Raw genomic sequence first — 24,487 nt, forward strand, 5'->3', positions numbered from 1 at the left:
ACCGTCACGCCCGAAGACCCCGCTTTCGCCGCCGAGGAGCGCGCGGCGCACGCGGCCCATGAGGAGCGGCTCGAGCATATCGAGGGGCTCCTTCCCAAGAAGGGAAACGACCCTGCGGGACGACACGGCGAAAACCATCGTTGATTCCGGCAAGAGACGCCGTTTCTCTGGTAGCTTCATCTTCAACCAAGACCGACAATGCCGGCCAGGCACTCAACCCAAAAGGAGACAGCATGCCCAACGAGCTCAGCTATGAGGTCAGCCTCGAGCGCAGCAACCAGATCCGCGCCGACCTGCCGCAGCACTCCGAGAAGTACACCATGCTCACCGGCGACCGCCCCACCGGCCGCCTGCACCTCGGCCACTACTTCGGCACGCTCAAGAGCCGTGTCGAGCTGCAGGACATGGGCGTCCACACCAACGTGCTCATCGCCGACTACCAGGTCATCACCGACCGCGACAGCACCGACAACATCTAGGACAACGTCTACAACATGGTCATCGACTACCTGGCCTGCGGCCTGGACCCCGACAAGACGATGATCTACACGCACTCCGCCGTGCCCGCGGCAAACCAGCTCATGCTGCCGTTCTTGTCGCTCGTCTCCGAGGCCCTGCTGCAGCGCAACCCCATCGTCAAGGCCGAGATGGAGGCCAGCGGCCATGAGCTCACCGGCCTTTTGCTCACCTACCCCGTGCACCAGGCGTGCGACATCTTGTTCTGCAAGGGCAACGTGGTGCCGGTCGGGCGCGACCAGCTGCCGCACATCGAGCTCACCCGCACCATCGCACGCAAGTTCAACAACCGCTACGGCAAGGTGTTCTCCGAGGTCGACGCGCTGCTGTCCGACACGCCGCTGCTGCCCGGCCTTGACGGGCGCAAGATGAGCAAGTCCTACGGCAACGCCATCAACATCTCCATGACCGCCGAGGAGACGGCCAAGCGCATCAAGAAGAGCCAGACCGACGGCGAGCGCATGATCACGTTCGACCCCGAAGCCCGTCCCGGTGTGTCCGGCCTGCTCTCCACCGCCGCGATCTGCACCGGCCGCTCCGAGGTCGAGATCGCCGAGGAGATCGGCATGGGCGGCGCAGGCGCGCTCAAGAAGTACGTCACCGACGACGTGCGCCCCCATCCGCGCGCGCCGCGAGGAGCTCGTGCAGGATATGGACTACGTCAAGGACGTCCTGCACGAGGGCAACCGCCGCGCTAACGAGGTCGCCGAGGCCACGCTCGCCGAGGTGCGCGAGGCCATGGGCATGGTGTACTAAGCCATCCGGCTCGCGGAAACGCGCCGCGACACGCGAATGGGCCATCTTCACGTGTCCACGCCTTCGACATAGCCAAGGTCTTACGAGGTGGGCGATAATAAGCCCGCCTCGTTTTTTACGTTGTATGGGGGATTGCATGTACCGACTTGTTGCCAGCGATATGGATGAGACGTTTCTCGATGCCGACCACGCCATCCCGGCGTCCAATCTCCGAGCACTCAAACGCATGAGGGAGCTCGGTGTGCTGTTCGTCCCTTCGAGCGGGCGATGGTATTCCTCTATCATGGACAACTTCTCGGGGGAGGCCCGCGAGCTGATCGAAGACGGCTATGTGCTCTCCTATAACGGCGGCTTCATCAACCGCGTGGGAGACCCCACCCCGCTCACCACCTGCGGCCTTTCCAACGAATGCGCGAACGCGATCTATGCAAAGGGGCTCGAACTCGGACTCTGCATGCACGTCAACGTCGCCGACGGCCACGTGTTCGTGAATGACGCACCCACACGGGAGCGCGACTATCTGGAATCGATCACCGGGGTCACTCATTTTCGCGGATCTGACCATCCCGACCTCTCATTCCTTGAAGGCCGTGGCATCGTGAAGATCCTGTACGTCGACTGGGACTTCGATGAGCTGCAGGAATTGGGCCGCAAGCTCGCGCCGATGGCCGAGCGACTCGGCGTTGACATCACCTTCTCCTCCAAGCGCTACCTCGAACTCATGCCCGCAGGCGTTGACAAAGGGACGGGGCTCACGCGCCTTGCCGATATGCTGGGAATTCCGATGTCCGAGGTCATCGCCGTTGGTGATTCCGCAAACGACCTCTCCATGATCAAGGCGGCGGGACTGGGCGTCGGCGTGGCGAATGTCACCGACGACGTGCGGCCGTATTGCGATGTCGTCCTTGAAACGGCTGGGACTGAGGGTGCGTTCTCCGAACTCATCGAGCGATTCCTTGAACCCCAACGACCACATGTCACTGTGTCTTTCTATTTGTAACCCTTGATTAACTTATGGAGAGGCTGTGTGCTCGTCGGTCTACGACTTGGGTCTCAGAGAATTAGCTACAGTTAACTTAATGAAGGCACAGGCGAATTAAAGACCTTCGACACGAACGTTGCGCCTTCCCTCCCCTCGCGCAACACCTCTTTGGAAAGGCGCCCCGCGCATGTGGGGCGCCTTTCTTGACTACAATGGCGATATCGATTGAAAGTGAGGGCGGCATGGCAGACCGGGACACCGACGGATTCTTCAACCGCGTATACGACATGGTACGCCAGGTGCCCTGCGGCATGGTTGCCACATATGGTCAGATCGCCAAGCTCGTTGGTGAGCCCCGTCGAGCCCGATACGTGGGATACGCCCTGCACGTCAATCCGGAACCCGGCACCATCCCCTGTCATCGCATCGTATTCGCCGACGGACGCCTCGCGGAGGGGTTCGCCTTCGGTGGGCCCGAGGCGCAGCGCACACTGCTCGAGGACGAAGGCGTTGCCTTCCTCGCCAACGGACATGTCGACCTGCAGGCCTCTCGCTGGCCAGCGGGCCTGGTATGACAAGGGGCGCCGACAGCGCCCCTTCCCGTTTTGGATCCTTGGCAGGCAACCCAATCAAACGGTCGCCTCGAGTGCGTCCCCCGCGCGGTCGAGTGTGCTTCTGACCTTGGCACCCTGTTTGAACCACGTGCGCAGGTCCTCGAGCGTGCTGCCCGCTTGCATACACCTTGATTTTGCGACCACCCCTCGTGGTCACCGTGCAGCGGTCGCCGCTCTCGCTGTTCTCGTGCGCCGTGATCTTCTTGAGGTAATCGCGGCGAAACGCCACGACGCGGGCGTTGCTGATCTCGATGAACCAATCGTCATCGACAAGCGAAGTACCCGTGGCACCTCGGCTTGCCATCTCCTCGGAGAAGGAGAAACCGAGCGCGCGCTCCTGCCTGCCGATCTCGAGGATGCCGCGGGCCGGCATGCCGAGCATGAGCAGGGGCAGGAACCCCCCTATGAACAGGAACAGGAACGGGATGAGCACGAGCAGGCGCGCACCCTCGTCGGTGAAGACCGCCATGAAGGCGAGGACGAGCGAGAAGACGAGGGCCATGCCGTTGAAAACAATCGTCAACGGCTTGATGGCAGACCAACACAGGCCCGCCTTGGTCATGGGACCGTCGACGGCGTCCGAGACTTCGATGCCCTCTTCCTCCAGACGGGCGAGGAGGTTGAGCGAGCACACCCCCTCGAGGCTTATCGAGCAGAACTTCCGGTCGCCCTCGAACAGGTCGATCCTCATCATCTGCGCGTGAAGCGTTGCACGGGTGATGTTGCCAAACGTCGTCTCCTTGCGGATGCCGAAGGCGTTACGCGAGAGAATGCGCCCACCGTCCACGTCGATACGCGGGATGCTCAGCAAGGCCCAGATAGCCATACCCGCGAGCGCCATGGCATGACCGAACCACACAAGTTCGTGGTCCCACTCGCCCAGCGAGACGCCCTGCCAGACGTAGACACCCAGCATGAGCAGTTCGAACGCGACGGCGCAGCAGGCGATGATCGTGCGGATGGCTGCGGGCATGCGCACCGTGAAGCAATCGAGGCTGTCCGTTGCCTCGCTGCGCTCGCTCGCGCCGCGGCGGGCGACCCATGCAGTGAGCGGGCCGACGATGAACACGGTCATACCGACGCGCAGAATGGATTCGAGCAGATTACTCATAGGGGCCACCGCCTCGAGCTCTGGAGATTAACTGCAGGAAACGCTGCCAGAACGATGGGATGCGCACAACGTAAGGAGCCGCGTATCGGCAAGCGGCGGCATCGCAATCGCCCGGCGAACAGATGATGATCGGCGCCGGGCCAGACGAATTAAACAAAAGGGTGGTCGACGGCGCCCTCGCAGGCGCACCGTCGACCACCCTTCACGTCGCAGCGACCCTACGAGCCGTCCGAAACGAAACGCACTCCGCCAGAGCGCTACCCAATCTTGCGGATGCTCGGGATCGCCCAGGTGATGCCTGCTAGGATCACCATTGCAGCACCGATGAGCACGAAGCACGCGCTTACGCCGATGGCGTCCGCGAACAAGGTCGATGCGACGAGCCCCACGGGCATAGCCCAGCTGCAGACCGCTCCGTACAGACCGAAGACGCGGCCCATGCACTCGGGATCGACGCGCTCCTGCATGAGCGCCATCTGCGGCGCGCTGTACAGCGGACTCGAGACCCCCATCGCGAACGTAAGCCCCAGAAACACAACGAGCGCGGAAGGGGGCACGAGGCCGCCCGCGAGCGCGGCGGCTCCGATGAGGCCGATGGCCAGCGTGCACGAAAGAGCGCGGTTCTTAAGGCCACCCGTCGCCCCGATCCAGCCGCTCGCCGCGATCATGCCGACCGAGAACGCGATCTCCGCGATAGCCGACTGCGTAGTGGTGCCCCCAAAATGGTCGAACACCATGAGCGGGAACAGCGCGGATATGGGCGAGAACAGGACCGAGAAGGCGAAGCCGATCCAGAGCATGGCGAACAGACCGTGATGGCGTTTGAGCTCGCGGTACCCGTTGGCCGTCTCCAATAGGAAGGCCCGCACCGCGCGGTGCGACGCCTCGGCGTTCTCCTCGGGCGTATGGCGCTCGGGCGCCGGCGTCTTGATGCCGGAGGTCGCCACCGCGATGCTCGCGAGCACCGCCCCGGCGACATCGAGCGCGATCATGAAAGTCAGACCAAACGCCGGGTAGACCGCCGCGGCGATGGCGTTGCCGATGATATAGCTACCCGACTGCATGAACTGCAGCATGCCCGCCAGCTTGCCGAGCACCTCGGGCGGGGCGATGAGCGGTGTGAGCGCGTTGAAGGCGGGCGTATGGAGCGTGCTGCCCAGCGCACGGACGAACAGCACCGCCGCCACAACGGCGACAGAAAGGTCGCCCCGAAGCGAGCCGAAGACAAGCGTGAGGCTCACGGCCGCGATGAAGAGATCGGCGCCGATCATGAGACGCTTGATGGACGTGCGGTCCACGATGGTGCCCGCGAAGGCGCCGAGGAGCGCCATGGGCAAGAAGGCCGCCAGGCTCACGAACGACAGGGCGCTCGCGGAGCCGGTGGTGAGGGTGACGTGCCAGATGAGACCCATCTGCAGAATGGAGCTCGTGAGCACGGAGAAGAACTCGCCGATCCAGACGATGGCGAGCGAGCGCTTCCAAGAAGCGCAGGGGTTCGGTTGTGTCATGGAATAATCCTTTGATGCGATCGGTGGTATGCAGCGAAGTACCGGTCGCTCACGCGACCGTGGCTAGAGCCAAATGGAAGCAAGCATGGTGCAGCTCCCCTTTCCAAATCTAGAGGTAAACCTTCAGCCGTGAGTGGAGCTATTATAGGGACTTGCGAGCCAAGATGCAACAGGAAGACCTCTACGGAGCGTAGATGCCGGGCGCCCCGAACCACTTATGCCATGAGAGACGGCATCCGATTCTCCTTGACTTGGTCTCAATGTGATATCACAATGCAATCAGCAGTCGCACGGACTGCTCGGGGACTCGCCTCCTCCCCATCGCAATCTGGAGCGCGGCGCCGGGGACGTCACGCAAACGCCGGCGCAGTCGTGAAAGGAACTCACAATGAGCGTGGAAAAGCAACTCAAGGCCAAGTCGGGCTACGGCATGCTCGTCGCCGTGGCGGTGGCGCTCATCGCCATCATCGGCCTCTTTATCTGGAGCACCATCGGGCTCGCGAGCACGCCCGACGGCGTCGACGCGCCCGCAGTCTACGGATGGGGGCTCGGCCTCAGCATCCTCGCGTTTTGCCTGTGGTTCATCCCACTCAACGGATTCTTCTCGCTGCAGCCCGGCCAGGCGCGCGTGTGCATCCTGTTCGGCAAGTACGTGGGCACCGTCCGCGACGAGGGCTTCTTCTGGGCCAACCCGTTCTTTAGCAAGAGCATGGGCGGATCGGCCGGGATCGGCGAGATGATCGAGCTCGAGATGAGCGATTCCAAGGCCGCCAAGGCCGCGGCGCAGAAGGCCGCCAAGGGCAACCCCACCACCATCTCCACCCGCGTGCGCACCCTGAATGGCGAGCGCCTGAAGGTCAACGACAAAATGGGCAACCCCATCGAGATCGCAACCGTCGTGGTGTGGCACGTCGCCGATACCGCCAAGGCGCTCTTCGACGTCGACGACTACCAGAGCTATGTCGCCATGCAGGCCGAGACGGCGCTGCGCCACGTGGCGAGCGTGTACGCCTACGACCACCTGGAGGACGAGTCCGATGCCGCCGGCGCCATCACGCTGCGCGCCAATGTGGAAGAGGTCTCCGAAGCCCTGCGCCGCGAGCTCGCGATGCGCCTGGCGCCCGCCGGCGTCGAGGTCGACGATGCACGTCTCACGCACCTCGCCTACTCCCCCGAGATCGCCCAGGCGATGCTGCGCCGCCAGCAGGCCGAGGCCGTCATCGCCGCACGCAAGAAGATCGTCGAGGGCGCGGTCTCCATGGTCGACATGGCCGTGAAGGAGATGGCTGCCGGCGGCACCATCGAGCTCGACGACGAGCGCAAGGCGCAGATGGCCAGCAACCTCATGGTGGTGCTCTGCGGTGAATCCGAGGCGCACCCGGTGCTCAACGCAGGCTCGCTGTACTAACCCCAACACCAATGAGTAATTTGGGGACGGGTGCAAAATTGCACATTCGACAAGAAGGCACGTCATGGCACGCAAGCAGTATCCACTTCGTATAGACCCCGCTATCTGGGAGGCCGTCCAACGCTGGGCGGACGATGAGATGCGCAGCGCCAACGGTCAGGTGGAATGGATCTTGCGAGACGCCCTCAAACGCGCGGGAAGGCTGCCAAAGAAAGAGCCCTCGTTCAAGGGCACGCCCAAAGGCGAAGAGGGCTAAGCCGGGAAGACAGGGCTCGGCCGCTGCCGACGTCGGGGCAAAGCCGCGCTCTGCCTCGCCAGCGCCGAGGCAGAGCTGAGCCCCGCCGCTCCAAAGTCGAGCCGAGCGGCGGGGCCAACACCAACCCAAAGCAAGCTCGCCCCCTCTATACGCACCAACCGGTCCCCGGAGGCATCCGCCTTTGGGGACCGTTCTTTTCCCAGCTAGATGTCGTATATAAAGCCTTTTGACAGCTCGATTTTGCCCCGTGGGGGTCAAATATAAAGACCTTTGATGGTACGATGCTCGCGTCAATGACATGGTGGCTCTCGACAGGGGTCACCCCGACCCTCTAGGGAGCAAACGCATGGAGCTGGGCTCGCACATCAAGGAGCATCGCACGGAGCTCGGACTGTCCCAAGACGATCTGGCGGAGCGCATCTACGTGTCGCGCCAGACCATCAGCAACTGGGAATGCGGCCGTACGTATCCGGATGTCCAGAGCCTGCTGCTGCTTTCCAACGTGTTCGGGGTGACCGTGGACTCCCTCATCAAAGGAGATGTGGAAACCATGGCACAGGTAATGAACAAAGCGGTCAAGAAGTACAACGCCCTCTCCACAATCACGGTCGTGAGCGCGGTCGTGTTTTTGGTGCTGAGCGCGTGGGCGGCGTTCCAGTTCGAATGGGGCTGGGGCATGCACATCGCGCCCACCGCGGCGTTTGCCGCCGTGGCGCTCGTCGTGATGCTCGTGGCGTTCGTGTATATGGAACGCATGAAGAAGCAGCACGACCTCGTCACGTACCGCGAGGTGTTGGCGTTTAGCCGCGGCGAGCAGGTCGATCGCGACACGCTCGAGGGGCGCCGTGAGCGCGAGATGAACCCTTGGGTCAAGGGCACGCGCAACGCGGTGCAGATCATCATCGGCGCCATCGCCGGCGGACTGGTGGGCGTCGGCATCGGCATGCTCGCCAAGATGCTGAGTTAAAAGCGCGGGTACGCACCCGTTCCCCGAAATGGTATCCCCCTTAGCCCCCATTCTGAAGATGTATGCCAGAATGGGGGCGATTCCCGTTAGGAGGTGCCCCATGAACGTCACCGTACGCGCGTCCCTCATCGCATTGATCGCAATCGTTGGCGCCTGCTGGGCAATCCCCGTCCTCCTGGTGAGGGTCGTCCCATCCGATGCCGGCATGATCGCCATGATGACGCTGATCTACCTCGTGCTCCCCGTAACTGCGATCGCCCTCGGCCTGCTCGCCGCGAACTCCGCGAGGACGCTCTTCTGGGTACCCGCGGCGCTCGGAATCGGACCCGCGGTCCTGTTTCCCCTCAAGGTCGAGGGCAGCCAGGACCTTGCGTTCCATGGGGTTGCCTATACCGCAATCGGCTACGCCTCCATGGGCCTGTACACTTGGATGACTGCTCGACAACATCGCTAAGCCATCGCAGCAACAATCATGCAGGTAAACCCCGTGCAAAACAGTTTTTGCAGCGCCCGGCAAGCCATGCCGCATATGATGTACAACAGATTCGATAGCGCACCCTACGTGTTCGCGGGATGCTCCTTCACGACCGGGAGGTGACGATGGACATCAGCAACCAGATCAAGACGCGGCGCGAGGCGATGGGGCTCTCCCAAGAACAGCTCGCCGAGAAACTCTACGTGTCGCGTCAGACGATCTCGAACTGGGAGCGGGACAAGACGTATCCGGACGTCCAGAGTCTGCTCATGCTGAGCATCCTATTCGGCACCTCCATAGACACGCTCGTGAAGGGAGACGTGACCGTTATGGAAGAGGCAGTCGAAAGAGATCGCAAGCGCATGGGAACGCGGATGCTATGGCTGGCCGTGCTGATGCTCGCGTTGCTGGCGGTGGCGTTCGCACTGATACTGTCGCCGGCGTTTAACTGGATGGAGGGCACCTGGGGCGCCGGCGTCGCCGCGGCTGCGGCGTTCCTGCCGGCGATAGCGGCGCTTGTTGTCGCGACCGTCCTCGAGCGCATCAAGCGCGAGAACGACCTGGTGACATACCGCGAGATCCTCGCTGTCCGCAATGCAGACAGGTGCTTTACAGCCACAAGCGCGATAGTTTCAACAACAAGATGCAGTGCCCCAGAGCCCCTAGCAGTCGACGATGGTCTTGCCGATCATGATGTTGAGGATCTCGACGTCGGTATCTTTCATGCCCACGCGGCCTACGTAGCCCATGCTGGCAATCGTCTGCTCGACGGTATCCTGGATCAGGCCCTCGCCGGCACGGAAGCCGCGGCCCTGCATGGCCATATCGTGGCCCAGAATCGCCGCATCAACGGCAGCCGAGATCTTGGCGGCACAGCTCGCCTTGGCGCCATCGCACACGATGCCGCCCACGTTGCCGAGCGTATTCGAGACCGTCGCGCCGATCTGATCACGCGTGCCACCGCACAGCCAGGTAATCGCAGCGCCGGCACCGCACGCGGCGCAAATAGCACCGCAAAACGCCGAAAGTGCACCAATATAGCTTTTGATATGCACGGCAATAAGATCGGACAGCATCACGGCGCGCACCAAGCGCTCGTGGTCGCAGCGCAGGTACTCGGCATATTCCATAACGGGCAATGCACAGGTAATGCCCTGATTGCCCGAGCCGCACACAATGGCGACCGGCAGTGCGCAGCCGTTCATGCGGGCGTCGGACCCGGCGGCTGCACGGGCACGGGCACGGCAGGCGACGTCATCGGCACGAGCGCCCAGCAGCGTACGGCCCACCTCGGCACCCCAAGCGTGCGCCAAGCCCTCTGCGCTAATGGCACCGTTCAGCTCGATCTGACGCTCAACGGCAGCGCGAGCACCCTCAACATCGCCGTCCTCAATAAAGTCGATGATGGTCTCAATCGACATGGGCGTGTCGGCGCTATCTGCCGTGCGCTCGGCCACCACGCGCTCGGCGCAGGCGGCACACTCCCCCACCGACTTGCCGCATACCGGAATACCGTCGAGTGTATGGCACGTGACATTGGTGTGGTGGTCGGTAATCTCAACGACCGCGGTATGCCCCCCGGCTGTGGCAGTCACCTTGATGTAGAGGTTGGGCACGCCCTCGACAAGCGACACATCGCAGTAGCCGGCATCGGCGAGGAGCTCGGCTACGCGAGCACGGTCTTTATCGTCAACACTCTCGAGCACCTCGAGCGCGCTCTTGGCGTCGCCGCCCACGGCACCCAGCACGGCCGCGGCTTCAATACCATGCATACCGCCCGAGTTAGGCACGGTAACGCTCTTTACGTTCTTGATGATGTTGCCCGAGCAGGCAACATCCATATGATCGGGTTCGCCGCCGAGCGTCTGGCTCGCCAGCGCCGCTGCATAGGCAACGGCAATGGGCTCGGTGCAGCCGAGCGCACAGACAAGCTCGCGGTTCAAAACATCGCAAAACGCGGTATCACGAAGGGAATCGGCAGGCATAGGTATCTCCTACTTGTATAACGGGCTGGGCTCTCAAAATAGTTCGCTATTTTATTTGATAACAATGCATCAAAAACCACAACCATGGTTCCGGCGGACGGCGCTCGAGCACAAATTAGCGGCATTATTCATGAGAAGCCGGTCTTATTGCATGCTAAAGCGTTTGAGCAAAAAACGCCCGAGCGTTTACACAAAAGTCGCGCTATCATGCAGTCGAACGCGGTAAAACCTTTAGCAATCTCGCCGCACAGACCAGAGAGGAAGCATCCATGAAGATCGGTATCGGTAACGACCACGCCGCCGTCGAGCTCAAGAACATCATCTCCGAGCACCTGAAGGAGCGCGGCTGCGAGGTCGTGAACTTTGGCACCGACACCTCCGAGAGCTTTGACTACCCCATCGCCGGCTACAAGGTGGGTAAGGCCGTTGCCAACGGCGACGTCGACCTGGGCATCCTCATCTGTGGCACCGGCGTCGGGATTAGCCTGGCTGCCAACAAGGTCGAGGGCGTACGCGCCGTCGTGTGCTCCGAGCCCTTCAGCGCCAAGCTCTCCCGCATGCACAACAACACCAACGTGCTCGCCTTTGGTGCCCGCGTCGTGGGCTCCGAGCTCGCCAAGATGATTGTCGACGAGTGGCTCGACGCCGAGTTTGAGGGCGGCCGCCACGAGCGTCGCGTCAATCTCATCAACGAGATCGACCAGACCCGCGGACTCAAGGTCGTCGACGAGGCCTAAAGACTTACAACACCATACGTTAACGACAGCCCCCGTCCGGAACACACATCCGGACGGGGGCTGTTTAGTAGATTTTTGGGATATACCTAGAAATCTACTGGAATAAAAAGGGCGCCGCGGATGGAATTCCGCGGCGCCAAAGCCACACGCTAACAGCTTTGAGGAGTCAAAGCTGGTTTAGCCAAAGAAGCGCTTGATCTCGATCTCGGCGTTCTCCAGGCAGTCGGAGCCGTGGATCACGTTGGCGTTGACATCGACAGCGAAGTCGCCGCGAATGGTGCCGGGGGCAGCGTCAAGCGGGTTGGTAGCGCCCATAAGGGTGCGCATCTTGGAGACAGCGGAGAGACCGGAAACGACCATCTTGACGACCGGACCGCTCGTCATAAAGTCGCAGAGACCGCCAAAGAAGGGCTTGTCGGCCAGATGGGCGTAGTGCTCCTCGACGGTAGCACGCTCGAGCGTGGTCATCTCCATGCGCTCGATGACAAGGCCGCTACGCTCAATGCGAGCGACGATCTCGCCGATCTTGCGATCGCGCACAGCGTCGGGCTTAATCATGATGAAGGTCTTCTCGATAGCCATAAGGTAGCCTTTCAAGTAGGTTCGCGCGTGCCCAAGTCCCATTCCGGCACCCGCCTGGACTGCATCGTAACAGAGTTTTAGCTGCAGTTAAACAAAAAACTGTTTATTGAAACACTACAATTTATTAAAACGTTCCATATGTGTCACTTCTGTTTCGAAGCCCGATTAGAGTACCATCCGACCGCGCATCAACCGCACCGAACCGAGCGGACGGTCGGTTGCCGCCCGTGAACGTACCCCCTTCACAACCTGCCCAAAGGTCCTACAGAAGTTCTCGACAAGCCCCTTCCCCATTACAACAAAATACGGGCGCCCGCAGCAACAGACGCCCGTAAAAGCAAAAACGATTTATCAATAAATGGCCAAAGCCGCTTCAACTAAACCCTTACTTTGCCCCGTGGCCCATCTCGACGACCTTGGTCAGCGATCCAAGCACACCTTCGTCGGCAACGAGTTGTGCCTGGGCACGCTGCAGCTGCACGGCAACGGCGGCAGGGGCGGTACCGCCCTCGGTCGTGCGTGCAGCGACGATCGACGGGATGTCGAGCGCCTCGGTAATGTCGTGCTCAAAGAGCGGGCTTGCCTCTTGGAACACCTCAAACGGCAGGTCCTCAAGATTGCAGCCGCGCTTCTCGCACATCAGGACCAAATGGCCCACCACGGCGTGGGCCTCGCGGAACGGCAGGCCACGCTTGGCCAGGTAATCGGCAACATCGGTGGCGGCAAGGTGCCCCACGCCGCACTCGCGCGCCATGGCATCCTCGTTGACGGTCCAGGTCGAAATCATACCGGCCATAACGGACAGGCACTGCATGAGCGTATGGGCGGTATCGAGCGCGCCCTCCTTGTCCTCCTGCAAGTCCTTGTTATAGGCGAGCGGCAGGCCCTTCATGGTCACGAGCAGCTGCACCAGGTTGCCATAGACTCGGCCGCTCTTGCCGCGGATAAGCTCGGCAAAATCGGGGTTCTTCTTCTGCGGCATGATGGACGAGCCAGTGGAATACGAGTCGGAAAGCGTGATAAAGCCAAATTCGGAGCTCGACCACAGCACGATCTCCTCGGAAAGACGCGACAGGTGCATCGCCATGACGGAGCCGGCGTAATGCAGATCGAGGAGGAAATCACGGTCGGAAACCGCATCGAGCGAGTTGGGAATCACGCCCGCAAAGCCAAGTTCGGCGGCCGTCATCTGACGATCGAGCGGATAGCTCGTACCGGCAAGCGCGGCAGCGCCCAGCGGGCAGTTGTCGGCAGCATCAAAGGCGGCCTTCAGGCGTGTAAAGTCGCGCGCGAACATCCAAGAATACGCCAGCAGATGATGCGACAGCAGCACGGGCTGAGCATGCTGCATGTGCGTGTAACCCGGCAGAATCACCTTGTTGTACTGTTTGGCCGCATCCACCAGCACGTGGCGCAGCTCAAGATTGGCCTCCATGAGCTCCTTGGCCAGCGCCTTGACGCCCAGGCGCGTATCGGTCGCCACCTGGTCGTTGCGCGAACGCCCGGTATGCAGGCGCTTGCCCGCCTCGCCGATGCGACGGGTCAGCTCGCTCTCGATGGACATATGAATGTCCTCGTCGTTGATATCGAAGGTGAAGTCGCCGGCATCGATATCCTGTTCGATTGCGGTCAGACCCTCGGCAATCGCCTGCTCGTCCTTTGCACTGATAATGCCCTGGGCCGCCAGCATCTTGGCATGTGCCTTAGAGCCAGCGATATCCTGCTTATAGAGATGTTTGTCGACCGGCAGCGACGCGCCAAACTCCTGCGTGACCTCGGCCACGCCTGCCTCAAAACGACCGCCCCAAAGAGCCATGGAACCGTCCCCTTTCTCTAAATACCAAAACAAGCGCCCAAAGCAAAGCGCCATGTCGCTAAAGCGATTTATCAACCGCTAGTTTTGCACATTCCCCACCGAGCGCGAGACCATGTGGCTAATTTGCAAAGAAGTGACGCACCAGGCACTTGGCGCCCATCGACTCCCGCCAGCCGTTGCTTGCCGAGCCGTCAATCCATGCCTTCAGGCTCATAGGGACATCCTCGACCTTTGCAGCATCGAACTCGGGCGCGAGGGCAAGTAAAGCATGCGCGATAGCATTGAACATAATGGATACTCCTCAGATATATATAGGCGCAGAGCCGCCAAATTGATAGAAGGAGCCCCGCCGGACAACCCCGGCGGGGCTCGGACTCAGCCGCAGACGCGGCATCATATATGCGGGCGGAATGTAGGGGCCACCGATGTTAAGAAGTGTCAGCAAGCATAACGAAAGGTAGGGACCCCATGCGCCCGTTATGTATCACGCGGATGGGCCGCGCGAATACCAAGGGAGAAAGACTTAAGCCTGAGCGGCAGCAGAGCTGGGACCCTGGACCTTGGCCCACGTCTTGAGCGACAGCGTGTCGATCTCGATAAAGCCGGCGCTGGCCTTCTCGTCAAACGTGGTGTCGCGGTCGTAGGTGGCCAGACCGTAGTCATAGAGGCTGAAGGGGCTCTTGCGGCCGACAACATGGCAGTTGCCCTTAAAGAACTTCAGGCGAACGGTACCGGTCACGAACTTCTGGGTATCGGCCATAAAGGCGTCGAGTGCGTTTTTGAGCGGGCTGTACCACTGGCCGTTGTACACGGCGGTGGCCCAATCCTGCTCGAGCTTAATCTTGGTCTTGAGCAGATCGCCCTCGACACAAATATCCTCGAGCGCCTTGTGGGCGGTGATAAGCGTCAGGGCGCCGGGAACCTCATAGCACTCGCGGCTCTTGAGGCCCACCAGACGATCCTCGACCAGGTCGAGACGACCAAAGCCGTTATCGCCCGAAATCTTGTTGAGGGCGATGACGATCTCGGAGAGCTTCATCTTCTTGCCGTCGACGGCGACGGGCTTGCCGGCCTCAAACTCAATCTCGGTGTAGGTCGGGGTGTCGGGCGTGTCCTCGGGATTCTTGGTCATAACCCAGGCGTCGTCGAGCGGCTCGTTCCAGGGATCCTCCAGGTGGCCGCACTCAATGGCACGACCCCACAGGTTGTCGTCGATGGAATAGGGGTTGTCGTTGGCACCCTCGGGAACCGGCACGTTGTGGGCGTGAGCATAGGCGACCTCGTCGGGACGGCACTTCAGATCCCACTCGCGAACCGGGGCGATAACCTTAAGCTCGGGGTCGAGGGCCTTGACGGCAGCCTCAAAACGAACCTGGTCGTTACCCTTGCCGGTGCAGCCGTGGGCGACGTAGGTCGCGCCAAACTCGTGGGCGACCTCGACAAGCTTCTTGGCGAGCAGCGGGCGAGACAGAGCGGAAAGCAGCGGGTACTTGTTCTCGTACATGGAATTTGCGGCGATGGCCTTGGTCAGGAACTCATCGGAGAACTCATCGCGCAGGTCGAGCACCTGGCAATCAAGAACGCCCAGGTCGAGCGCTTTCTGTTTCTTGGCATCCAGGCCGGTCTCCTCCTGGCCCACGTTGCCGCAGACGCAAACGACATCGAGATTCTTCTCGTCCTGGAGCCACTTGACACATACGGATGTATCAAGACCACCGGAATATGCGAGAACGACTTTTTCCTTGCTCATGGCTGTTTCCTTTCGCCCTTGGTAGCTAGTTAGAACATCGGTCAGTTGCAAGTCATTTCAAGGTCACGTACCGTGCAATATCAGGTTAAATAGCAAAAATCAGCACATACATGCCCTAGAAACATGCAGAAATGTCGTGCTAAAACCCAACGACCTTAAAATGACTCTGTTGAGGCAATTCGCCCCATGCGGACAGAGACGATTGTTATCGTCGTCGGGAAATTGCGCGCTGGCGTCGGAGGGCATTGTCTGCAGTGGTGATGATCTGTACGAACTGCATCTGCCTCTCCTTTCACACATCGCCGGGCGCAATTCTAATATCGCAAACGGTACCTTTTCCTCGGTAAGCGGCTCTTTTGCCGTCTCCGTTTTCGATGGTCGCTATATTACGCTAAAGTGCCTGCTGCACAAGCGACAAATTCAAATTTCTGAAAAGTTTTTTCATTAGTTTGTGAAATGCAGTGCAAATACGCTCCGTTCCTGCGAAAATACGCCTGGTTACGAGTTGTTGGTTATAACGTCTGAAACAATTTCGAAACGAAAGGCTCGCTTTTATGCAAACTTACGAATCGGACGCCAATATCGGAAACATTAAGCTCATCGCCGTCGACATGGACAAGACGCTGCTGACCGACGAGCGCGTGCTGCCGCAAGGCCTTGACGAACGCCTGGACAAGCTCGCCGAAGCCGGCATCGTATTCTGCCCCGCCAGCGGACGTCCCGCCCCCAAGCTCGAGGAGATGTTTGAGGACATCAAGAACCGCCTCGCTTTTTGCCCCGATAACGGCGCGTGCGTGATATATCGCGGCAACTATATCTATAAGAGCAATATCGATGTGGCGCTCTACCACAAGGTCCTGGCACATGCCGTGGAGGACCCGCGTGCCGTTCCCGTCCTGTGCTGCTATGACGATGCTTACGTTTTGGCGCGCGACCACAAGTACCACGACGAGATCAGCATCTACTATTCTGTCATCAACTACATCGACACCTTTGAGGGTCTTGACGTCGAATCCAACAAGATTTCGATCTTCTTCCCCGCCTACGACGCTGAGCCTGCGTTCCGCGAGACCTATAACCCCGCGTTCTCGGATCAGCTCTACGTCACCAATGCGGGCCGCGAGTGGATCGACTTTATGAACCTGGGCGTCGACAAGGGCGCCGGCGTCGCGCACCTGTGCGAGCACTTGGGCATCGATATCGCCGATGCCGCCGCCGTGGGCGACACCTACAACGATATCCCCATGCTCGAGCGCGTCGGGCATAGCTTTATCGTGGACAATGCCGAGGAGCATATGAATGCGCACGCCAAGTGGCGCATTCCGAGCAACAACGACGGGGGCGTACTGACGCTCATCGACGCCATCTTGGCGGCTCGGTAATCTATCTCATCGCCATGCCCGGGGCCGGCCGTTTGATTTTTGCTCGGTCAGGTCCTGGGCTCGCTCGAAGGCCACATTAAGTGGCCTTCGGCTCGTGCGGAATCTACAAAAATCAAACGGCCGGCCCCGGGCATGGCTATGTTGACTTGCTTGCCGCCTAGATGGCGTCTTGGGTGTCTAGATACTTGGCTGATTTTTTGGAATGAAGGGGGCTCCTTGTTGGCAAGGAGCCCCCTTCTGCCTTTAGTTACTTTGGAATTGTGGGCGCTTTCCTATTTCGCGTCGGCCCAGGTTATGCCGGTGCTGGCTTCGGCGATGAGGGGTACGCGGAGGTCTACGACGTGCTCCATGACGTCTTGGACCATGGCGGTGAGGCGCTCGACTTCGTCGACGGGGCACTCAAAGTCCAGTTCGTCGTGCACCTGCAAGATCATGTGGGCGGCAAAGCCCTCTTCTTCCAGGCGGCGGCTTACGCGGGCCATGGCGATCTTGATGATGTCGGCGGCGGTGCCCTGCATGGGGTGATTCATGGCCGTACGCTCACCAAAGCCACGGAGTTGCGGGTTTTTGGCCTTGAGCTCCGGAATATGACGCCGGCGACCGTACATGGTCTCGGCGTAGCCCGTCTGCTTGGCGCGCGCCACCACATTGTCGAGGAACGTGCGCACGCCCGGGTAGGCCTCGTAGTAGCGATCGATCATGCCACGCGCCTCGGCCATCGAGATATGTAGCGACTGCGACAGACCGTACGCCTGCTGACCATACACAATGCCAAAATTCACGGCCTTGGCGCGACTGCGCAGGTCGGGCGTTACCTCGGACACGGAAACGCCAAACACGCGCGCGGCCGTCTCGGCATGGAAGTCCTCGCCCTCGTTAAAGGCGCGCACCAGGTGCTCATCACCCGAGAGATGCGCGAGTAGACGCAGCTCGATCTGCGAGTAGTCCACCGCCAAAAAGACACTGCCCTCGCCTGCCGAAAACGCCGTCTTAACGGTACGGCCCAGCTCAGAGCGCGTCGGGATGTTCTGCAGGTTCGGGTCGCTCGAGGACAGGCGACCCGTTGCCGTGATGGTCTGGTTGTACGTGGTGTGCACGCGACCGTCACCACGGCGCAGCGGACCTAGCGTGTCCAGATAGGTCGACTTGATCTTGGACTTCTCACGCCAGTCCAAAATCAGGCGCACGATTTCGTGGTCACGGGCAAGGTCGCTCAGCACCTTGGCGTTGGTCGAATAGTACCCGCGCTTGGTCTTTTTGAGGCCCTTGGTCGGAAGCCCCATAACGTCAAAGAGCACGTGCGAGAGCTGCATGGGACTGCCGATGTTAAACGTCTCATCACCTGCCAGGTCGCGAATGCAGCGCTCGACCTCGGTGATCTGGGTCGCCAGGCCCTCGGACAGGCTGCGCAGCCGGTCGGGATCTACGAGCATGCCCGCGCGTTCCATCTTGGCAAGCACCGGCACGAGTGGCATCTCAATGCCATCGAACACGTTGGCGGCGTTCTCGCGGGCCATGCGGTCGCGAAGCGGCGCCACGAGTGCCAGCGTCAACGCCGCGGTACGGGCAGCAGGAGCAGGAGCGTCCTCGCCAGCACCATCCGCACCGCGCGCCGCAGGCAGCGCCATCTGCAGATAGGTATCGGCCAGATATGCCTCGTCAAACTCGGAACGGTCGGAATCCAACAGGTACGCGGCAACCACGGTATCAAAGATGCGCACGGAATCGACTGCCAGCGGGTCCATGAGCTCGGGCTCAGAAGAATCGATGGGCGAAAGCTCATGCAGCAACGCCTTCATGTCCGGGCTCGCCACGCGGCCCTCCATAAACAGGCGCGCGAGCACGCCAGCGATAACGCCGTGGGCAGAATTGAAGCCCTCGACAGCGGCAGGCGTGCCGTCATCGGCTTCCTCGAGCGCAAAGAGTCCCTTGGACGTCGCCAGCCACAGCGTACGCGTCAGGCCAAAGAGCGCACCCTCCTCCTTGTCATCGTCCACCACAGCGGCGACCCACTCGCCCGCATCAATCGCGCGAGAGATCTCGGCCGCCACAGCAGCAAGTGCCTCAGCATCGCCGGCGGCGGCACGCGAAACCGCGGGTATCTCGAACGCGCTGGCAGCGGGCACGACCCCGCCCTCGCCGCCAATCAGCGCCAGGAAGCGGTTCTGCATGGCCGTAATGCCAAGTGCGCCCAGCGCCGCGGACACCTCATCGGCAGAAAACGATGGGAAGGACGTCGCGTCAAAGTCGAGCTCGACAGGTGCATCGGTGCGGATGGTCGCAACCTTGCGGCTCAGCAGCGCATCGTCGATGTGTGCACGCAGGTTCTCGCCCATCTTGCCCTTGACCTCGTCAGCATGCGCAATGACCTCGTCCAAGCTGCCGTACTGCGCGATGAGCGCGCTCGCCTTTTTGGGGCCGATGCCCGGTACGCCGGGAATGTTGTCCGACGTATCGCCCTTCAGGCCGTAAAAATCGGGCACGAGCGCCGGCGTAATGCCGTGATACAGGTCGTCCACGCTCTCGGGCGTCATGATCGCCACGTCGGACAGGCCCTTGCGAGTCGAGACCACGTTGACGTGCTCGGTCACAAGCTGATACATATCACGGTCGCCGGTCACCAGCAGCATGTCGCAGCCGGCCTCCTCACCCAGGCGCGCCATGGTTCCCAGGATATCGTCGCCCTCCCAGCCCTCGGACTGCAGAATTGGCACGTTGATCGCCGTGAGCAGCTCCTTAATCATGGGAAACTGCGCATGCAGATCGGGGTCCATGGGCGGACGCTGCGCCTTATACTGCGGCAGCATCTCCATGCGCACGCGCGGCTTGCCCTTGTCAAACGCCACGACCACACCGTCGGGGCTAAAGGCATCGATCATCTTAAGAAACATGTTCAGAAAGCCAAAGATCGCGTTGGTGGGACGACCGTCCGGCGCGTTCATGGTCGGCGGCACGGCGTGGAAGGCGCGGTGCATGAGCGAGTTGCCGTCGATAACGGCAAAGGTGCGGCGCTTGTCAGACATATTGAATACCTCGCTTTGGACTGGGCACGGCTTGCTCACTCCAGTTTACACGCTCCCCGCCCCGCGGCCACCGCACATCAAGCTCCCCGCCACCGTGAGCCCGCGCGTGATACGATGGCTCACGGTACAACAACCGGCACGATCGATCCGAAAGGAGCCTGCGTCATGGAGCGTCCCTGCGCATGGAAAAAGTACACGCCACAGCAAATCGAGGAGCTCGAGGAGCTTTGCCGCGGCTATAAGCAGTTTTTGAGCGAGAACAAGACCGAGCGCCTGTGCGTCAAGACCGGCATCAAGATGGCCGAGGAGGCGGGATACGTCGACCTGGAGACCGTGATCGCCGAAGGCCGCGAGCTCAAGGCGGGCGACAAGGTGTACGCCGCCAACCACGGCAAGGATCTTATGCTCGTCAACCTGGGCACCGCCCCGCTCGAGCAGGGCTTTAACATCCTGGGCGCCCACGTGGACTCGCCGCGCCTGGACCTCAAGCAAAATCCCGCCTTCGAGGCCGGCGACATGGCCTACCTCGACACGCACTACTACGGTGGCGTCAAGAGCTACCACTGGGTGGCCTCCCCGCTCGCACTCGTGGGCGTCATCTGCAAAAAGGACGGCACCACCGTCGACATCAACATCGGCGACAAGGCCGACGATCCGGTCTTTACCATCTCCGACCTGCTGATCCACCTCTCGAGCGAGCAGATGTCCAAGCCCGCCAAGGACGCCGTCGACGCCGAGATCCTCGACGTGATCGTGGGCGGCCGTCCCGTAAAATTTGACGAGGACGACAAGGACGCTCCCAAGGAGCCCGTCAAGCAGATGTTCCTGGATATCCTCAAGGAGCAGTACGACGTCGAGGAGGAGGACTTCCTCTCCGCCGAAATCGAGGTCGTGCCCGCCGGCCCCGCCCGCGACATGGGCCTCGACCGCTCCATGATTTTGGGCTATGGCCACGACGACCGCGTCTGCGCCTACCCCTCCATGCTCGCCCAGATCAATGTGGCCAACGTGGAGCGCACGAGCATCACGCTCATCGTCGACAAGGAGGAGATTGGCTCCGTGGGAGCCACCGGCATGACAAGCCGCTTCTTCGAGAACACCGTCGCCGAGATCATGACGCTCGCCGGCGAGGGCAGCCCGCTGGCCCTGCGCCGCGCACTCGCCCGCAGCCGCATGCTCTCCTCTGACGTATCCGCCGGCTTCGACCCGGGCTACGCCGGCAAGTTCGAGACCAAGAATGCAGCCTTTATGGGTCGCGGCCTGTGCTTTAACAAGTACACGGGCAGCCGCGGCAAGGGCGGTTCCAACGACGCCGACGCCGAGTATATGGCCCTCATCCGCGACATTATGGACGAGGCCGGCGTGGACTTCCAGACCTGCGAGCTCGGTCGCGTCAACGCGGGCGGCGGCGGCACCATCGCCTACATCATGGCCAAGTACGGCATGAACGTCATCGACTCCGGCGTTGCCGTCCTGTCCATGCACGCCCTGTGGGAGGTCGCCAACAAGGCCGATATCTACGAGGCCTATCGCGGCTACAAGGCCTTCATCGAGCGCGCCTAACCAACCCTTCATCAGTTGCGGTGAGATACGGACTAAACTGGCCCATAAACGGCCAAAACAGACCGTATTACACCGCAACTTCCTTTTTGACAGAGGAGAGTCCATGCTGCAGGTCATCATTTCGCCCGCCAAGCAGATGCGCGCGGCCCAAGATGCTTTTGAAGTCCTGGGCATTCCACCTTTTGTGCGCGAGACGGCTCGCCTCCACCGCGCACTGCTAGATATCGAGCGGAATGAAGGCAGCGGCAGCCTGCAGGCGCTGTGGAACGTGAGTGACAAACTGCTGGGGCCCTGCCTCAACACCCTGCATGAGTTCGAGCCCATCTTGCAAAACGGCGATCTCGACAATCCCGCACTCGCCCGTCACCTCTCACCTGCCGTCATGTCCTATCACGGCATTCAATACCAAAGCATGGCGCCCGAGGTGATGGATTCCGCACAGCTCGCATGGCTGCAAGACCATCTGTGGATCCTCTCGGGCCTTTACGGATGCGTACGCCCCTTTCATGCCGTTGAACCGTATCGGCTGGAGATGGGCGCGAAGCTTGCCGTCGACGATGCCCGAGACCTCTACGCGTTTTGGGGCGACAAGCTCGCACGGGTCATCGCTCCGGCAGGCTCCAACGCCACGATCGTCAACCTCGCCAGCGCGGAATACGCCAAAGCCGTTCTGACCCGCCTCACCACCGACGCCACGGTCGTCACATGTCTCTTTGGCGAAGGCATCCGCAACGGCAAGCCCATCCAACGCTCGACCGCCAGCAAAAAAGCGCGCGGCTCCATGGTGCGCTGGATGGCAGAAAACAAGTTCGAGGATGTAAGCGGGCTCACCGCGTTCGACGTTGGTTATCGTTACTTTCCCGAGCTTTCAAATAAAAACACTTTGGTCTTCCTGAACGAACAGGCCTTGTAGGACTACCGCTACTTTTGAATGTGCTGCCTAGGCACGGCGTCTATTCCGCCTGGCCGTCGGCTTTTGCAATCTCGGTCGTCGAGCCATCTTGGTAGGTAACCTTAACGTGCTCCACCTCGGACGCCTCAACACCCGACGGAGGCTCCAGGCGCCATTCCGTCAGGGCTATATCCATGGTCGTGGGTACATCCCCCTGATCTTTGAGCTCGACCGACAGCGTCCTAAGCGACGCATCGAAGGTCACGCGCTCGATCTCTTCACCAGGAATGGAACCACCGCTCAGCTGCAGTTGCATAAACTTGTCGCGCGGATACCAATAGTCGCCCGGCGCGGCAACAGTATTGCCACCCGCGACCTTCGCCGTCATAATCGGCAGGCTATCGTCCGCCTCAAACGTCCAGGAAACTCCCCCACGCCCGCCAAACGTCCAGATACAACAGGCAATCACCATCACGACAAGAATCGCGAAACCAATTGCGACCAGCCCATGATGGGCGCGGCTCTCCTCGGCCGACACATCCCACTGCGTCTCTCGATACAGATGCTTGTCTTCCATGTTCGCCTCCCCGCGGGCATGCTCGTCGCGTCAATCGTACCCATTCGAGCTATACTTGAGCCCGCCACATAAACGGGGAGCTTGCAGGACAAGACGGCAGGCTGAGACTGGGCGCGCCCGCCCTGACCCGCAAACCTGATATGGGTAATGCCAACGAAGGGAGCCGTGCCAATGAGCACACAGACCGAGCCCAAGCTCGTCACGCAAATCGATTTCGCCCGCGCCGGGCAAATCACACCGCAGATGAAGGAGGTTGCCGAACGCGAGCATCGCGACCCCGAGTACATCCGCGAGCGCGTGGCCGACGGCCGCATCGCCATTCCCGCCAACATCGTGCATATCAAAAAGGGCATGCGCGCCTTTGGTGTCGGCGAGGGCTTGTCTACCAAGGTCAACGTCAACCTGGGCATCTCGGGCGACAAGGCCGATGCCGCCGAGGAATGGAAGAAGGTCAAGATCGCCGAGGATTTTGGCGCCGACGCCATCATGGACCTCTCCAACTCGGGCAAGACGCGCCAATTCCGCCAGCAGCTCATCGACGAGACGCCGCTCATGGTAGGCACCGTCCCCATGTACGACGCCATCGGCTACATGGAAAAGCCGCTTGTCAAGCTTACCAAGGACGACCTGTTCGAGGTCGTGCGCGCGCACGCCGAGGACGGCGTGGACTTTATGACCATCCACTGCGGCATCAACAAGTCGGTCACCAAAACCTTTAAGGAGACCGGCCGTCTCATGAACATCGTCAGCCGCGGCGGCTCACTGCTGTTTGGCTGGATGGAGGTCACCGGCAACGAGAACCCCTTCTACGAGTACTTTGACGAGCTGCTCGAGATCTGCCACGAGTACGACGTGACGATTTCGCTCGGCGACTCCTGCCGTCCGGGCTGCCTCTACGACTCCAACGACGCCACCGAGACCGCCGAGATGATCGAGCTGGGCAAGCTGTGCAAGCGCGCTTGGGCCGCCGGCGTCCAGGTCATGGTCGAGGGCCCGGGTCACATGGCGCTCGACGAGATCGCCGCCAACATGAAACTGCAGAAGCGCCTGTGCCACAACGCCCCGTTCTACGTGCTCGGGCCGCTGGTGACCGATATCGGCGTGGGCTACGACCACATCACCGCAGCCATCGGTGGCGCCATCTCCGCCAGTTCCGGCGCCGACTTCCTGTGCTACGTGACACCGGCAGAGCACCTATGCCTGCCTAACGCCCAGGATGTGCTCGACGGCCTCATGGCCACCAAGATTGCCGCACACGCCGCCGACATCGCCAAAAAGGTGCCCCACGCCCGCGACATGGACGACAAGATGGGCCAGGCACGCCGCAAGCTCGACTGGGACGCCATGTGGAAGTGCGCGCTCGACCCGGTCACCGGCAAGAAGCGCTACGAGGAATCCCCTGCTGCCACCGAGGGCACCTGCACCATGTGCGGCAAGATGTGCGCCGTCCGCACCGTCAACAAGGTGTTCGAAGGCACGACGATCGACCTCGGCATGGAGGACTAACTCGTCACCGGAGCCATAATCGGCCACAAGGCGTTCGTCAATTGTTGACGTGTGAACATTTTCTTACATTTACGTAAAGAT

General features: G+C 61.0%; 19 protein-coding genes and 2 pseudogenes. 13 read left to right on the forward strand and 8 right to left on the reverse strand.

What is annotated here, in order from left to right; genetic code table 11:
- Positions 1-233 precede the first annotated feature (233 nt).
- The 3 genes and pseudogenes from trpS (at position 234) to ACTQ1E_RS00345 (ending at position 2,829) form a co-directional block, all read left to right on the forward strand.
- Positions 234-1,272: pseudogene (trpS, locus tag ACTQ1E_RS00335) on the forward strand (tryptophan--tRNA ligase).
- 136 nt (positions 1,273-1,408) lie between these two features.
- On the forward strand, positions 1,409-2,272 hold the full coding sequence (locus tag ACTQ1E_RS00340) for an HAD-IIB family hydrolase (protein ID WP_233540280.1): 864 nt from the start codon (positions 1,409-1,411) through the stop codon (positions 2,270-2,272).
- Between the two features lie 194 nt (positions 2,273-2,466).
- The gene (locus ACTQ1E_RS00345) at positions 2,467-2,829 is read left to right on the forward strand and encodes an MGMT family protein (RefSeq protein ID WP_199407147.1); all 363 of its coding nucleotides are present in this window, start codon (positions 2,467-2,469) and stop codon (positions 2,827-2,829) included.
- 1,407 nt (positions 2,830-4,236) lie between these two features.
- Here the strand turns inward: ACTQ1E_RS00345 and ACTQ1E_RS00350 are convergent.
- Positions 4,237-5,487, reverse strand: a complete 1,251-nt coding sequence (locus ACTQ1E_RS00350) for an MFS transporter (RefSeq protein WP_427719692.1) — start codon at positions 5,485-5,487, stop codon at positions 4,237-4,239.
- A gap of 388 nt (positions 5,488-5,875) precedes the next feature.
- On the opposite strand from ACTQ1E_RS00350, the gene ACTQ1E_RS00355 reads away from it, so the two are divergent.
- The 5 genes and pseudogenes from ACTQ1E_RS00355 to ACTQ1E_RS00375 form a co-directional block, all read left to right on the forward strand.
- Positions 5,876-6,895: an SPFH domain-containing protein gene (locus ACTQ1E_RS00355; RefSeq protein ID WP_117734981.1), complete on the forward strand. Its 1,020-nt coding sequence runs from the start codon at positions 5,876-5,878 to the stop codon at positions 6,893-6,895.
- 64 nt (positions 6,896-6,959) lie between these two features.
- Positions 6,960-7,151, forward strand: a complete 192-nt coding sequence (locus ACTQ1E_RS00360; protein WP_117734980.1) for an Arc family DNA binding domain-containing protein — start codon at positions 6,960-6,962, stop codon at positions 7,149-7,151.
- Between the two features lie 346 nt (positions 7,152-7,497).
- Complete coding sequence (locus ACTQ1E_RS00365) at positions 7,498-8,118, forward strand: helix-turn-helix domain-containing protein (protein ID WP_427727582.1); 621 nt, start codon at positions 7,498-7,500, stop codon at positions 8,116-8,118.
- Between the two features lie 100 nt (positions 8,119-8,218).
- On the forward strand, positions 8,219-8,572 hold the full coding sequence (locus ACTQ1E_RS00370; RefSeq protein WP_441564361.1) for a hypothetical protein: 354 nt from the start codon (positions 8,219-8,221) through the stop codon (positions 8,570-8,572).
- A gap of 146 nt (positions 8,573-8,718) precedes the next feature.
- Positions 8,719-8,889 (forward strand): annotated as a pseudogene (locus tag ACTQ1E_RS00375) (helix-turn-helix transcriptional regulator); the annotation flags it as partial.
- A 366-nt stretch (positions 8,890-9,255) separates the two neighbouring features.
- Here ACTQ1E_RS00375 and ACTQ1E_RS00380 read toward each other — a convergent pair.
- A complete protein-coding gene (locus tag ACTQ1E_RS00380) occupies positions 9,256-10,578 on the reverse strand; it encodes an L-cysteine desulfidase family protein (RefSeq protein ID WP_441564362.1) in 1,323 nt (440 codons plus the stop codon).
- A gap of 269 nt (positions 10,579-10,847) precedes the next feature.
- On the opposite strand from ACTQ1E_RS00380, the gene rpiB reads away from it, so the two are divergent.
- Positions 10,848-11,315 carry a ribose 5-phosphate isomerase B gene (gene rpiB, locus ACTQ1E_RS00385; protein WP_427719257.1) on the forward strand — a complete coding sequence of 156 codons (468 nt, stop codon included), beginning with the start codon at positions 10,848-10,850 and terminating at the stop codon, positions 11,313-11,315.
- Positions 11,316-11,492: 177 nt separating this feature from the next.
- Here the strand turns inward: rpiB and ndk are convergent, their stop codons facing one another.
- The 4 genes from ndk to ACTQ1E_RS00405 all read right to left on the reverse strand — a co-directional run bounded on the left by ndk (position 11,493) and on the right by ACTQ1E_RS00405 (position 15,463).
- Positions 11,493-11,897, reverse strand: a complete 405-nt coding sequence (gene ndk / locus ACTQ1E_RS00390) for a nucleoside-diphosphate kinase (protein ID WP_055251725.1) — start codon at positions 11,895-11,897, stop codon at positions 11,493-11,495.
- Between the two features lie 385 nt (positions 11,898-12,282).
- Entirely contained in the window at positions 12,283-13,713 is a 1,431-nt protein-coding gene (gene argH / locus ACTQ1E_RS00395; protein ID WP_441564363.1) for an argininosuccinate lyase, read from the reverse strand.
- 118 nt (positions 13,714-13,831) lie between these two features.
- On the reverse strand, positions 13,832-14,002 hold the full coding sequence (locus tag ACTQ1E_RS00400; protein ID WP_154515301.1) for a hypothetical protein: 171 nt from the start codon (positions 14,000-14,002) through the stop codon (positions 13,832-13,834).
- A gap of 234 nt (positions 14,003-14,236) precedes the next feature.
- Positions 14,237-15,463 carry an argininosuccinate synthase gene (locus ACTQ1E_RS00405; protein ID WP_035138001.1) on the reverse strand — a complete coding sequence of 409 codons (1,227 nt, stop codon included), beginning with the start codon at positions 15,461-15,463 and terminating at the stop codon, positions 14,237-14,239.
- A gap of 554 nt (positions 15,464-16,017) precedes the next feature.
- On the opposite strand from ACTQ1E_RS00405, the gene ACTQ1E_RS00410 reads away from it, so the two are divergent.
- A complete protein-coding gene (locus ACTQ1E_RS00410; protein ID WP_441564364.1) occupies positions 16,018-16,845 on the forward strand; it encodes an HAD family hydrolase in 828 nt (275 codons plus the stop codon).
- A 272-nt stretch (positions 16,846-17,117) separates the two neighbouring features.
- Here ACTQ1E_RS00410 and polA read toward each other — a convergent pair whose 3' ends face one another.
- The gene (gene polA / locus ACTQ1E_RS00415; protein ID WP_441564365.1) at positions 17,118-19,868 is read right to left on the reverse strand and encodes a DNA polymerase I; all 2,751 of its coding nucleotides are present in this window, start codon (positions 19,866-19,868) and stop codon (positions 17,118-17,120) included.
- A gap of 165 nt (positions 19,869-20,033) precedes the next feature.
- Between polA and ACTQ1E_RS00420 the strand changes: the two genes are divergently transcribed.
- Both ACTQ1E_RS00420 and ACTQ1E_RS00425 read left to right on the forward strand, forming a co-directional pair.
- Entirely contained in the window at positions 20,034-21,431 is a 1,398-nt protein-coding gene (locus tag ACTQ1E_RS00420) for an aminopeptidase (protein WP_441031862.1), read from the forward strand.
- A gap of 103 nt (positions 21,432-21,534) precedes the next feature.
- Positions 21,535-22,344 carry a YaaA family protein gene (locus ACTQ1E_RS00425; protein WP_427747771.1) on the forward strand — a complete coding sequence of 270 codons (810 nt, stop codon included), beginning with the start codon at positions 21,535-21,537 and terminating at the stop codon, positions 22,342-22,344.
- A 40-nt stretch (positions 22,345-22,384) separates the two neighbouring features.
- On the opposite strand, the gene ACTQ1E_RS00430 is transcribed toward ACTQ1E_RS00425, so the two are convergent.
- Positions 22,385-22,900: a hypothetical protein gene (locus ACTQ1E_RS00430; RefSeq protein WP_441564366.1), complete on the reverse strand. Its 516-nt coding sequence runs from the start codon at positions 22,898-22,900 to the stop codon at positions 22,385-22,387.
- A gap of 171 nt (positions 22,901-23,071) precedes the next feature.
- Between ACTQ1E_RS00430 and thiC the strand changes: the two genes are divergently transcribed.
- Complete coding sequence (gene thiC, locus ACTQ1E_RS00435; protein ID WP_099431544.1) at positions 23,072-24,406, forward strand: phosphomethylpyrimidine synthase ThiC; 1,335 nt, start codon at positions 23,072-23,074, stop codon at positions 24,404-24,406.
- Positions 24,407-24,487: the final 81 nt, after the last annotated feature.

It is taken from the genome of Collinsella sp. LCP21S3_C7 (assembly GCF_052118485.1).
GTDB lineage: Bacteria > Actinomycetota > Coriobacteriia > Coriobacteriales > Coriobacteriaceae > Collinsella.